This window comes from Cyclobacterium xiamenense, assembly GCF_900109255.1.
GTDB classification, from domain to species: Bacteria; Bacteroidota; Bacteroidia; order Cytophagales; family Cyclobacteriaceae; genus Cyclobacterium; species Cyclobacterium xiamenense.
The window spans coordinates 111,899-123,904 of the sequence record NZ_FNZH01000005.1 but is presented as its reverse complement, the minus strand read 5'-3'; the positions used below and the strand labels follow the sequence as shown (position 1 = coordinate 123,904).

The window sequence follows — 12,006 nt, the reverse complement described above, 5'->3', positions numbered from 1 at the left end:
GGACAGGCAATGCGACTTGCTAATGCTTCGGGACACAGCCTGTCCCGATAGTTATCGGGAACTCCCGCGCACAAGGGATGCCGAGAAATCGGCACGGGCGTTTCACCCGTTGGAATAATTTGGTATCTTCGATACCAGATGCCCATGCTGGGCACACACACATGGTATAGTGCATGCGGGTTTCAGCGGTTTTCGAGGGTTCGTGGCTCGTAAAAAATGTCGGTGTAAACTGATAGGAAATTGCCTCGTAATCCCGCACGACACCATACCATCAACCGTTGTGCGTCAGCTGAAAAATGACTATCACGATAAAGAATTAAAATTTAAAAAATGAGATCAATTCTTACCGAACTTTTATGTTTTGTACTGACTATGACAAGTATTGCACAAAACAACAACGAAAAAACCGAACATATGACCTTTAAAGGTGTGCCTATTGACGGAACGCTAAATGAGTATGTTTCTAAAATGAAACAAAGTGGATTCATTCTAATTGAGACAGAAGATGGTGTAGCTATTCTACAAGGTGATTTTGCTGCTTACAAAGATTGCATTATCGGAGTCGCAACCTTAAAAGGAAAAGATCTAGTTAGTAAAATAACAGTTATTTTCCCTGAACAAGAAACTTGGTCATCTCTTTCATCCAACTACTACAACCTAAAAGAATTGTTAACTGAAAAATACGGAGAGCCATCGGAGATTATTGAAAAATTTGACACTTATTCTGAACCTGACGATGACGGGGACAGAATGAACGCAGTTAAAATGGATAATTGTAAATACTATACAACTTTTGAATTGGAAAATGGAAGTATCCAAATTTCAATTGACCATCAAAGTGTAATTAGTTGTTTTGTAAGGCTCTCATATTTTGACAAAATTAATAGCGAAAAAATAAGGCAAAAAGCAATTGACGACCTTTAAAATATGCGATTTGCACTAATTGACAATAAGCGTGTTGAAGCACAACCAAAGCAACAAGGAATTTGCCCTATTTGCTCTCAATCTGTTATTGCCAAATGTGGTGATAAGAAAGTTTGGCATTGGGCACATCGTAGTATTAAAGCTTGTGATAGCTGGTGGGAACCTGAGACTGAATGGCATCGAAATTGGAAAAATTATTATCCATCAGACTGGCAAGAAACAGTTTTGTTTGACGGACAAACAGGAGAAAAACATATTGCTGATGTAAAGACAATTCATAGTCTTGTCATAGAATTTCAACATTCAGCTATAAAACCGGAAGAACGAATATCCCGCGAAAAGTTTTATAAAAATATGATTTGGGTTGTTGATGGAACTCGTTTAAAAAGAGATTATCCACGTTTCCATAAAGGAATGGAAAACTTTAGACGAACAAATCAACAAGGTGTTTTTTACGTGAATTTCCCAGAAGGAGTCTTTTCGAAAATTTGGCTTAATAGCTCAGTTCCTGTGATTTTTGATTTCTCAACAACCGAACAAAATGAAATTAGAAATACTTTATGGTGCTTATTACCTCAAAAGGATATTACTCAAGCAATTGTTGTTGGATTTAAAAGAAATGATTTAGTTCAAATAACACATAATAGGGGTCAGTTATTCATGGAGAGTCAAAAACAGAAAACACCACCAAGACCAGCTCAAATCAAGATAAAACGAAGAGAGTCAACACATTATCTTCATAAAGGAAAATGGGTTAAGAGAAAACGGTTTTGAGAAATAGAATAATAAAGCCGAACGCACAATCGAGTAGCCCGACCTGAGCCAAATGGCTCAGGTTGAGGCTCTCACACCACCAAGCGTACGGGTCTCGTACTTGGCGGTTCACTGGATTTTAGGTTGAGATTTGAGGTAATAGGAAAGCATGGATTCATACCCCTTTCTTCTCAGACGTGACAAAGTAATAGTGGTTATCAGAATCGGACTCTGAGCTACTGCCCATCCTCCTTTTCTGGTCCTGCTCCAAGCATAGGCATGGTCTTGGTCAACGCCCAGTCTGACCAGGTTTTTGCGTTTCCGCTCAGGCTTCTTCTCCGCCGCGGCGGACCAGATACAGTAGCGAAGTCGGTTTCTGAGCCACTCGTCGATCTGTTTGAGTTTGGCATGAATACTTGCCAACCTGTCCTGATATAATCAGGGGCGGTAGTTGTTCACCCATCCCATCCAGACCTCCCTGAGCTTGTGAAGCCGTTCTTCGAAACTGTACGGTCTGGTTTTCTTGGTGATCTGCTTGAGCTTTCGCTTAAGTGATTCCCAACTGCTTTTCTTCACCACCAATGCCCCCCGCAGCCAAGCCTCCCGATACGCTTTGCTATCGGGACAAGCTTTCGCTAAAATCTTTTACAAAAAGATTTCTTAACGCTCAGTCCCAGTTCACTGGATTGTAGGTTGCGCCCGCCTGCCGGACGGGCAGGACCCTCAGCTACATCAGGATCGCAGTATTTCAGTTTTGCACCAACCAATCGAGCGCCATTATTTTCATCGTACGGGCTGGAGAATGTTGTTTCCTTAAACCTGAATTTTGATTTTCCATTTTTTATGGTTTTATCTCAAGCCGTTGCTATCAAATCTGGTAAAAAAGTCCCATGCCTTTTCACTGGCGTTGATGTCATAATCGGTGCCGGGCTCACCAAACCAATCGTGTCCCCCCCCAATCACTTCCAGGTGTTCTATTTCAACCCCGTTTGTACCGTTGGTGTACAGATAGCTGACCACCGTATTTCCGTTGTCCGGATCGGTATCGGGCAAGTGGGATACCGTTGACTGAAGTGCCGTCTGATTGGTTTCAGCCCAAAACTGCAGGGTCGCTGATACGCCACCGTATGGGACAAGCGGGTCTTCGGTACCATGCATCTGGATGATGGCCGTTGGCGTAGTTGGGTTGCAATTGTTGATTTGGTCGGGGAGCATGTACCCTTTTACGGCAGCGGTGGCTGCTATCTTTTGGCTCAACTGACAGGTGATTTCCAGTGCCATGAAGGCGCCGTTTGAAGACCCTGCCAAATAGACCCTGTCCAAATCGATGGTATACCTGCTTGCTACGTCATCAATTAAGGCTTCTATAAAGCCCACATCGTCTGCACGGTTGGGGTCGTTTTGCTGGTTCCAAAATGTCACGTTGCCTAATATCGATGTTGCCTGCGGTGTTACCAGGATAAAAATTTCCCTGTCGGCAAGTAAATTGAATTGGCACAAACCATACTGGCTTTCCTTTGTACCCCCGGCACCGTGCAAGCTGAAAACGAGAGGGACAGGTTCGTTGCCCGTATAACTTTCCGGAACATAGAGTAAATACTCCCTTTGAAGGTTATCGTGGCTGATGGTTTCATCAAAAAGACCTTTGTCAGCCGTTTCAGCAACCACAACTTCCTCATTGTCTGCACAACTGGCAGCAAGTGCCAGCACCCCTAGTAGGACAATTGTGTTGATTGTAGCTTCCTTCATTGTTTTCGGATTAATTGATTGACACCCTGCTCCCTTACCCGTTGTTTTTCCCGTTTCCAACTGCCTTTCAAAAATTGAAGGAGTGGCGAAAAGTTGATAACGATAGGGTTATGGCTTAAAAAGCCCGTGGTAACGCCATATTTTACTTTTTCTTCCTCTTTTTGGTAGGTACCGAACAGCCGATCGAATAAGATGAGCATCCCGCCATAGTTTTTGTCGATGTACTTTTCATTGGAGCCATGATGCACGCGGTGTGCCGATGGGGTATTGAAGAAAATACCTTCCAAAAAACCAAGTTTGCCAACAGCCTCGGTATGGAGGAAAAACTGAAAGAACAGGCTGACCGCCAAACTGGTAACAATGATTTCCGGGGAAAACCCAAGCAGTACCAGCGGAATGTAAAACAAGGGACTGATAAAATTCCCAAGCCAGTTCAACCTCACGGCTGTGGTCAAATTCATCCAGATACTCGAATGATGGGTATGGTGCAAGGTCCATAAAACAGGCACTTCATGGCTCAACCGATGGTACCAATAGTAGGCGAATTCGGTTACCAAAAAGGTAAGGGCGATGGTAAAAATGCCGGTCGGAATCTCAAAAAACCGAAAAGAGGCCACCCAATCAAACACCAAATACTTCCAAGCGAGGGAAAGTGGTTTCAACAAATTGTTACCGACCAGAATCCCGAAATTGCCCACGCTTTCTTTCAGGTTAAACACGGCTTTCTTTTTGGTAGTTGACCAGATGATTTCTGCAAGTAGGGCCACAAAAACGAACCCTAGGAAATATACATTGATGGAGTCCATGATAATTTCAATTAGTTATTTGAATACAGCATCTTTAATTTGAGCTAGTTGCAATTATACAATTAAGGTACGGACGCTTGAGAGGCATTGACGTGTCAACCAGAGCAGATTGAACAATAGGGTGGGTAAACTGAACAAGGCTATCCTGTTCATCTCATGCAAAAGACCAACGGTGTCAACCACAAAGCATAGCGCCAAGAAAACGAAGGTTTATTTGCTTTTTTAACCAATTCTGATGCGGAACAATCTGCTTTACGCCAAATCAGAAAGTGCCGTAAAATTCAACCAGTCTAGTGGCTATCTCTACTCCCTGATCATGCTGGAGGAAATGGCCGGCTTCCGGAAGACGGTCATGCGGCTGCCCTTCAGCGCCCGGAACCTGATCAATAAACTTTTGCTGCGTTTCGCAACTGCCTAAGTTGCCAGGATCATTCCCACCCCAAATAGTCAGGAATGGCTTTTCGAATGAAGTAAGACCCGCCCAGGCATCCTCGTTGAGTCCGGGCATTTGATTGATCAATGACGGAAATGTACGGATACCTGCCATGTATTCGCGGCTGGGGAATGGCGCATCATAGGCTGCTTCTTCTGCTGCTGATAACGGGAACCAAGTGCCACTTTCTACTACCTCAGAAGCATGAAAGGTAGTGTCCTTCATGGCATAGTTTATCCATTCTCCAAAGCCCTCCTGCGGACTTCCTCCTCCAAAGCGCAATTCACAACCATTATAAAAGGGGATCTGTTGATCAGGTACGATTGCAAGCGGGAAGGTTAAATCTTCGTGTTCATTTGGATTTTCTACGGGTGGAAAAGGTTGAACGCCTTCAGGTATTAGTAGTAAATCTCCATTTCCGACACTTATCGTGGCAAACCAGTCCGGATTAAGTCCGGCTACCCGCAGACCGATCAAGCTGCCCCAGTCCTGCACAAATAAGTTGATGTCGGTTAACCCAAGGACCTGAATAAATTGCCCTAGGCGATCAGCATGACCCAGATAGCTGTAGTAGTTGATATCGATAGGTTTGTCAGAGCGCCCCATACCGATATGATCCATCGCAATGACCCGGTATCCGGCATCAGCCAGTACAGGAATCATTTTCCTATAGAGGTAGGACCAACTTGGTTGGCCGTGCAGCAATAATACCACTTGTCCATTAGCCGGACCGGCCTCTGCATAGGCTTGCCGTAATCCGTCTATTTCAACATACTTATAATCGTAGGGCCAGTCGGGTAAATTTTCAAATTGCGCTTCAGGGGTCCTGACGAACGCTATCCCACCTGCCGTGGTTAAAACTTCAACTCCTGTTTCTACTTCAGGAGAAACATCCATTTCATCAACCTGGCAGGAAACCGTCAATAAACCAATGGATACGAATATAAATACGGGAATAAATTTGAGCTTTTTCATAATAAGATCGAGTCTATTTTACTAGTACATTTTTGAGGTAAAGGATTAGCTAACATCCATCTTCGATGGAGAAAATTGTTGAGAATTCTTTTTAGATAAGTTTTTTCTATTCAATAACTGTTTCCCAACCCGCGCTTTCATTGATCATATCGGCAAGCCATTGCCTCACGGTTACGCCCCCTACTTCCACATTGAAACTCCTGATGATGTAGGTATGGGCATCACCATTATCAATCAAACTTTGGAAGCGTTCGGGGTGGGCGTTGTTTAGCGCTATTGCAGCTTCTATGAGTTGTGCCTCAAAAGCGGGACCTCCCATCGAAGCTGAGCCTACAGAGTCTTGTTTTGAAGAAATATACGCCATGCGGATATTGGCATCTTGCCTGAGCTGGTAGTCGTGAAGACCCGTAAGGTTACCGTCTGACCCAATACAATCTGAACAACTCGAAGGTATAAAAGCATGAGCATTCCAATAAGTAAACAATCCCTCAAAGCCTCCTGGATTACCAATACCTTGCCCTGAATCATTGACTACATAAATACGGGCTTCGGGGTATAATTTTCTTACTAAGGGTAAAGCCGTGTGTACTGCAAAGCCTCCTGCACTATTTCCAGCAAGTACAATCTTTTCTGGAGACGGATAGTTTTGAACAATTACATCAAGCGATGCGGATAGATTTTGGATGCCTTTAAAGAAACGGTCATTTACGCCATCGCTATCCACTTCGTTATCGCCCGACATCATGGAACCATCGCAATAAGGCACATACCCTACATTATAATTTGCAACAGGGTTTTGCGAATCATTCGGGCTTAGTATCCCAAAAGGAATAAAAGGGATGCCCTCTTCAACTGCTGCACAAACTACCGGGCTACAAAAACCCCCTCCTTGTAGGAAGATCATCAGGTTATTGCTGCTTCCGTTTCTGGTGAACATCGAAAATTGTTTGCCTGTAAAACAAACGGGGCCATCTGCACTGTTAAAAACATGTTCGGTTACCCCAGGGCCTACAGGTGTCGAAGAAATAGGTGTAATGGTACCCAGATACCTATCCACCCCTTGGTCATACAGTTGCTGAAAAGGGGGGGGATTTACAGGTGCGATTTCAGGTTGTTGGCCTTCATCTTCCGAGCAGCTCAGGAGCACCACAAACAGAGATAGAAATAAGAAATGACTGATTTTAGATGTTTTCATTTTAACAAGGTTTAGAAGTGTTTGCCTTTTTGAATACATCGTAAAACTATGTGATTTGAGGGTGCTAATTCGGTGCAAACTGCCTGAACTGCACCAATCGGCAAGTCAATTGAACAGGTTGGGGATTGAGTTTTTATCGGTTGGACCGTGTCATAAAAATTATGGATCGATTAAAAAATGCGCTTTTTGTAAGCGTGGTCAACAATTTCACGTATTCTGTAAATTTGTTCAGCGGGATTATCAATTTAGGTCCCCATAGCCGTCCCACATAGACCTAGGTCAATGCCATTTAAAGAAAGCGTCTTGTTCACGACAAGCCTCGGGCTATCCTGCGGGCGGATTAAACCGATGTACCTTTAGTTAATTCTTTCTGTATTCACTGGGACTAAACCCTGTTTTTGATTTAAAAAGATTGCTAAAATGTTGGGGGTATTCAAATCCTAATTTATAGCCAATTTCACTAATGGAATTGGAAGAGTTCAATAAATGGTTTTTTGCTTTTTCAATAACAAATAGATGAATGTGTTCCTGTGCAGTTTTTCCAGTTTCCTTCTTCAAAAGATCGCTCAGGTAATTTGTGGAGAGGTTTAGCTCGAGTGCGCAATATTTTACACTTGGTATACCTAAGTCAATGACTTTATCCGTTTTGTAGTAGTCTTTCAACAGGTTTTCAAACCTGGAAACAACGTCAACATTCAAATTGGAACGGGTGTAAAATTGGCGGTCGTAAAATCGTATGCAATAATCCAACAGCAATTCAATGTTTGAGATAATGAGGTTTTGGCTATGCCTATCCAAATTCTGACTGTATTCCATCTCAATTTTATCCAAGATCTCTTCCAGCGTTTTGCGCTCGTCGTCAGAGAGATGAAGTGCTTCGTTCACATCGTACTGAAAGAAAGAATAGGTATCAATTTTGTTGGCCAGATTGGATTTTCGGATTAGATCAGGATGAAAAGCCAGCGTCCAACCCGAATCCGCATCCGTTTGTATCGGCATTTCAGCGTCCCAAATGGTTACCTGCCCTGGAGCGGTAAACACCAATGTCCCTTCTTGGTAGTCATACGAGTTCTTTCCATAAACCAAATTACCACAGCCAATGTGTTTTAACGTGATTTGGTAGAGGTGGTTGATAACCTTCACGCTCCGAAAATCGATTGAAGGCTTAAACGCGCTTGTTTTTACTACCGAAACCAAAGGGTGTTTCGGTTTAGCCAGGCCCATGACAGTATGGGCCTGACTGATTGAATTGATGATATATGATTCCCGCATGTTGTTTAATTTGGCATCAGGGCTTATTTTAGCTGACTGAGGATCATTTTATCGAAGGTTTTATCCCCTAACCACTTCCTCATCCCTACCAATGGCTTGGCCAAATATCCTTTTAAGTACCTGGTTTTAGGCTTTTCAACCGTAGCAGCTTTGGCAATTTCTTTTCCCAATACCTCCACGGGCGTGAGTTTATCATTGGTGGTATCCATGCTGGCAACAACCTTGTTTACCAAGTGTGCATACGGACCACTTCCCGAAACCTTCTTCAGGCTTTCCATGGCTATGCCTCCCCATTCGGTTTTGATGCCTCCCGGCTCTACTACGACCACATCGATTCCAAACTGTTTCAATTCCAACCGTAGGCAATCGCTCCAGCCTTCGAGTGCAAACTTTGTGGCGTGGTACCATGCCCCGAAAGGCGTGTATATCTTCCCGCCCATTGATGAAATGTTGACGATCCGTCCGGATTTTTGCTTTCGCATGGTCGGGATTACCAGTTGCGTCAAACGGGCCAACCCAAAAATATTGACTTCAAATTGCCTTTTGGCTTCTTCAATTGGCACTTCCTCTACCGAACCATAAGAACCGTACCCGGCATTATTGATCAAAATATCGATCCTACTTTCTTTTTTCAAAAGGGTAGCTACCGCTTCTACGATAGACGCATCCTCGGTCAAATCTAAGGCCACAACGCCCATTCCTTTGTCCTGCAATTCCTGCATCCGGTCAACCCTTCTGGCCGCTCCATATACTTTATAACCTTGTTGAAGGAGGATTTCGGCAGTCGATTTTCCCATGCCTGAACTCGCTCCGGTTATGAATGCTACTTTTGTCATTATATTTATATTACAGTTTTAGATTCATTTAAACAATACTGTGCCATTTTTTATTAGTCACTAGCTGCTCTACTTGCCAAAATAGCTAAGATTCCAATTGGTGCAAGCATGACGATTTGCGGAAAGAATATTCCGTACATCAGGCTTGTTACCACAAATACCATTGCCAAAGCTACGTACTGAATACCAATATATTTTGACAAAACCATGCTATGTGGCTCATCTTTACCCTTGCGGCTTACATAGAAAAGTGCAAGAGTGGATATGAAAAGCACTACTGAAATCATGTGCCATGCGGAGTGAAGTGTCCATCTAACCGTATCTGGCGCATCTGTAGCCAAGAGCGGAGCAACAATATCACTTTCTCCGATAATTGTGTGGATTATAGCGACTGCTAAATTGATAACTGCCGCAATTATTAGTAACTTTTTCATAAAATAATTTTATGTTGCTGTAGATTACTTTGATTCTGTTAAGGCTTCAATTACTAAATCTGAAAATAGGGCACTGCTGTGCTGTTGTTGCCCAGTGATTAATCTTCCATCTTTGATGGCAAATGGCTCTAAAGGATCAGCCGCTTCGTAATGGGTCTTGTGATTTTTCCTGGCTTCAGTCTCGATGGTATATTCATTGATTTTGATGCCGCCTGCTGCCTGGTTGTTCATTTCTTCTTCCGCATCGGAATAGCCGGTCCAAGTCTTTCCATCGGCCAAAAGCGAACCATCGCTTAATTTTGCCCATAACAGCAAGCAAGTTCCGTGGCAAAGCAGGCCTACCACCTTGCCCTGCTCGTAAAAATCAGCGATGAGTTGGTGCAAAGCAGTGTCGTCTTTAAAGGTTACCAAAGGGCCACCGCCACCGGCCACACAAACGGCATCGTAATCAGCCACATTTACTTCAGCAATCGATTTGGTATTTTCCAACAACTTTCCGAAAGTATTGTGATGATTGAAACCAATGGTTACCAAATCGTTAGGGTAAATGGTCTGTTCATTTTCGGGATTGGAGAAACCATCGTATTCCACTTTACCGCCTTTGGGTGAAACTATCTCCACTTCATACCCCTTCTGTATAAATTCAAAGAAGGGCCGTGTCAGTTCTTCAGCAAAGAAACCTACCGGAAATCCCATGAGCGTGGCGGGATTAGATACTACATAAAGAATTTTTTTCTTTGGAAGGACATGACTTGATCTTCGTTTAATTACATTTTCCATTTTAACTGACTTTGATGATGAAAACAAAATTAGATCAGGCTAAAATGGCCGACTAAATCATTTTAAAGAAAGACTAAATGATTTCACAGATAATACGTTTTATGCAGGATGCAATGCAAGACTTCGGTCAAAAAACTGACTATTTCACCGATTTAAAAAAGATACACCTTATCCCTCCAACCATTCCTTAAATGGCGATACTTTCAACCGGCTGACTACCGTTTGCTCGGGTAGCTGTACACGAAGTTGTAAGATTATTTTTCGGTTGAAATAGGGCTCAAAAGATTGGATGGCCTCCCTGTTTACCAACACCTGTCGGTTGACGCGAAAGAAGCGGCTCGGATCGCAGACGGATTCCACGTATTCCAATTTTTTAAAAATGGGATATTTATCCCCTCCAAAGGTGTAAAGGTACACGTTTTCATACTCAACGGTAAAAGCGGCGATTTCCTCCACTTTTTTGATTACAGATTTTTCGCGGTGCTGGGTCAGAAAGCTCTTTTGGAATTTCTTGTCATCCTGTGTCTGCATGAGTACGGGTGCTGCATTTTTAGCTTGCAAACTGCTGACCAACTTTTTGTACTTCTGGAGCGCCCCATGGATTTCTTCCTCTTTGAAAGGCTTGAGCACATAGTCTATCCCGTTGTTTTTGATGGCTTGGAGGGTATATTCATCGTAGGCGGTGCAAAATACGATGGGCACGGTTACATCTACATGTTTAAAGATTTCGAAGCTCTTCCCATCTGCCAACTGAATATCAAAAAAGAGAATATCCAGGTTTTTCTGGTATTTACTCAGGTACTGGACCGCTTCTGCGATCGACTCCAGTTTTTCGATGACTATAAAATCGTCATCTTGCTCAATGATTTCCTGCAAAAGTGAGGCGGTATGTGCTTCGTCTTCCACGATTAAGGCATTCATCTTTTCAGCAGTTTTAATTGTACAAGAAAATGTCCGTCCGTTTCTTTAATCGTAACCCCATCCTGCTCGTTCAAAAGCGCATAACGCTTTCTCAAAACATCCAGGCCATAACCGGAGCTTTCAGCCTCTTCAATTTTTGGCTGGAGGTTATTGCATACTTCGATATGACCGCTTTCCGTACTTACGATTTCAATGGTTAGCGGCTTTTTGGCGGTCATGCTGTTGTGTTTGAAGCAATTCTCCACCACTACCTGCAAGGCCATAGAAGGCAAATGCAACGCATGCAACTTCGCGTCAACTCCCAATTTCACATGCATGGCTGCCTCATTGCGGTTTTTCATGAGGAACAGGTACGACTCCAGCAGCATCAGCTCTTCTGAAAGCGGTAGCGTCGAGTTATCGTCATGCTTCAATATTTGCCTGTAAAAGTCGGACAGGTTCATTACGAAAGCCTCGGCATGTTGATGCTGCTGGCGAACCATGGAACGCAGCGTGTTCAAAGAGTTGAACAGGAAGTGTGGATCAACCGTTTTTCGCAGCGCTTTTAATTGGACCCTGTAATTTTCCTTCTGTATCTGCTCCTTCTCAATCAATAACCTCGAAAGGTTTTCCTGCGTTTTGAGCGCATATTGAATAATCATAAAAATGAGGGAAGTAAATATGATTCGGGCTATTGATTGGGCCCTTAATGAATTTTCTCCACCTTCTGTCATAAACAGGATAAAAAAACCGTTTAACACCCCAATACAAGTTACGATGCCCAACACAACCAGCAAAACCCTATATTCGGTTTTTTTTACCCTCCAAAGTTCCCATAGCATGTACCACAACGTGTAGCAGGTGATGAACCCAACCATCCAGTTACCGATGAAACCCAGATTAAAAATGGACTCCGCATCGGTGTTTGCATATATCCCCAAAAGGGGTA

At 43.3% G+C, this 12,006-nt stretch carries 12 protein-coding genes; 2 read left to right on the top strand and 10 right to left on the bottom strand.

Features of this window, described 5'->3' with window-relative positions; translation table 11 throughout:
- Nucleotides 1–330 precede the first annotated feature (330 nt).
- Both BMW71_RS16385 and BMW71_RS16380 read left to right on the top strand, forming a co-directional pair.
- Entirely contained in the window at nucleotides 331–924 is a 594-nt protein-coding gene (locus tag BMW71_RS16385; RefSeq protein WP_092176406.1) for a hypothetical protein, read from the top strand.
- A gap of 3 nt (nucleotides 925–927) precedes the next feature.
- The gene (locus BMW71_RS16380) at nucleotides 928–1,698 is read left to right on the top strand and encodes a competence protein CoiA (protein ID WP_092176403.1); all 771 of its coding nucleotides are present in this window, start codon (nucleotides 928–930) and stop codon (nucleotides 1,696–1,698) included.
- 828 nt (nucleotides 1,699–2,526) lie between these two features.
- Here BMW71_RS16380 and BMW71_RS16370 read toward each other — a convergent pair.
- The 10 genes from BMW71_RS16370 to BMW71_RS23750 all read right to left on the bottom strand — a co-directional run bounded on the left by BMW71_RS16370 (nucleotide 2,527) and on the right by BMW71_RS23750 (nucleotide 11,671).
- Nucleotides 2,527–3,426 carry a CE1 family esterase gene (locus BMW71_RS16370; protein WP_092176400.1) on the bottom strand — a complete coding sequence of 300 codons (900 nt, stop codon included), beginning with the start codon at nucleotides 3,424–3,426 and terminating at the stop codon, nucleotides 2,527–2,529.
- On the bottom strand, nucleotides 3,423–4,232 hold the full coding sequence (locus BMW71_RS16365; RefSeq protein ID WP_092176398.1) for a sterol desaturase family protein: 810 nt from the start codon (nucleotides 4,230–4,232) through the stop codon (nucleotides 3,423–3,425). The genes BMW71_RS16370 and BMW71_RS16365 overlap by 4 nt, the downstream gene beginning before the upstream one ends.
- Nucleotides 4,233–4,494: 262 nt before the next feature.
- Complete coding sequence (locus BMW71_RS16360; protein ID WP_092176395.1) at nucleotides 4,495–5,640, bottom strand: haloalkane dehalogenase; 1,146 nt, start codon at nucleotides 5,638–5,640, stop codon at nucleotides 4,495–4,497.
- Between the two features lie 106 nt (nucleotides 5,641–5,746).
- A complete protein-coding gene (locus BMW71_RS16355) occupies nucleotides 5,747–6,835 on the bottom strand; it encodes a pectin acetylesterase-family hydrolase (RefSeq protein ID WP_092176856.1) in 1,089 nt (362 codons plus the stop codon).
- 360 nt (nucleotides 6,836–7,195) lie between these two features.
- A complete protein-coding gene (locus BMW71_RS16350; protein ID WP_092176392.1) occupies nucleotides 7,196–8,107 on the bottom strand; it encodes a helix-turn-helix domain-containing protein in 912 nt (303 codons plus the stop codon).
- A 23-nt stretch (nucleotides 8,108–8,130) separates the two neighbouring features.
- A complete protein-coding gene (locus BMW71_RS16345) occupies nucleotides 8,131–8,943 on the bottom strand; it encodes an oxidoreductase (protein ID WP_218145595.1) in 813 nt (270 codons plus the stop codon).
- A gap of 53 nt (nucleotides 8,944–8,996) precedes the next feature.
- On the bottom strand, nucleotides 8,997–9,377 hold the full coding sequence (locus BMW71_RS16340; RefSeq protein ID WP_092176387.1) for a hypothetical protein: 381 nt from the start codon (nucleotides 9,375–9,377) through the stop codon (nucleotides 8,997–8,999).
- 24 nt (nucleotides 9,378–9,401) lie between these two features.
- The gene (locus BMW71_RS16335; protein ID WP_092176385.1) at nucleotides 9,402–10,157 is read right to left on the bottom strand and encodes a type 1 glutamine amidotransferase domain-containing protein; all 756 of its coding nucleotides are present in this window, start codon (nucleotides 10,155–10,157) and stop codon (nucleotides 9,402–9,404) included.
- Nucleotides 10,158–10,325: 168 nt separating this feature from the next.
- Complete coding sequence (locus BMW71_RS16330; protein WP_092176382.1) at nucleotides 10,326–11,078, bottom strand: LytR/AlgR family response regulator transcription factor; 753 nt, start codon at nucleotides 11,076–11,078, stop codon at nucleotides 10,326–10,328.
- On the bottom strand, nucleotides 11,075–11,671 hold the full coding sequence (locus tag BMW71_RS23750; RefSeq protein WP_177179682.1) for a sensor histidine kinase: 597 nt from the start codon (nucleotides 11,669–11,671) through the stop codon (nucleotides 11,075–11,077). Before BMW71_RS23750 ends, BMW71_RS16330 begins: the two co-directional genes overlap by 4 nt.
- Nucleotides 11,672–12,006: the final 335 nt, after the last annotated feature.

What these genes read in the sequence shown, in the direction of transcription:
- BMW71_RS16385 (WP_092176406.1), top strand. Translation starts at nt 331, where the DNA reads ATGAGATCAATTCTTACCGAACTTTTATGTTTTGTACTGACTATGACA.
- BMW71_RS16380 (WP_092176403.1), top strand. Translation starts at nt 928, where the DNA reads ATGCGATTTGCACTAATTGACAATAAGCGTGTTGAAGCACAACCAAAG.
- BMW71_RS16370 (WP_092176400.1), bottom strand. Translation starts at nt 3,426, where the DNA reads ATGAAGGAAGCTACAATCAACACAATTGTCCTACTAGGGGTGCTGGCA.
- BMW71_RS16365 (WP_092176398.1), bottom strand. Translation starts at nt 4,232, where the DNA reads ATGGACTCCATCAATGTATATTTCCTAGGGTTCGTTTTTGTGGCCCTA.
- BMW71_RS16360 (WP_092176395.1), bottom strand. Translation starts at nt 5,640, where the DNA reads ATGAAAAAGCTCAAATTTATTCCCGTATTTATATTCGTATCCATTGGT.
- BMW71_RS16355 (WP_092176856.1), bottom strand. Translation starts at nt 6,835, where the DNA reads ATGAAAACATCTAAAATCAGTCATTTCTTATTTCTATCTCTGTTTGTG.
- BMW71_RS16350 (WP_092176392.1), bottom strand. Translation starts at nt 8,107, where the DNA reads ATGCGGGAATCATATATCATCAATTCAATCAGTCAGGCCCATACTGTC.
- BMW71_RS16345 (WP_218145595.1), bottom strand. Translation starts at nt 8,943, where the DNA reads ATGACAAAAGTAGCATTCATAACCGGAGCGAGTTCAGGCATGGGAAAA.
- BMW71_RS16340 (WP_092176387.1), bottom strand. Translation starts at nt 9,377, where the DNA reads ATGAAAAAGTTACTAATAATTGCGGCAGTTATCAATTTAGCAGTCGCT.
- BMW71_RS16335 (WP_092176385.1), bottom strand. Translation starts at nt 10,157, where the DNA reads ATGGAAAATGTAATTAAACGAAGATCAAGTCATGTCCTTCCAAAGAAA.
- BMW71_RS16330 (WP_092176382.1), bottom strand. Translation starts at nt 11,078, where the DNA reads ATGAATGCCTTAATCGTGGAAGACGAAGCACATACCGCCTCACTTTTG.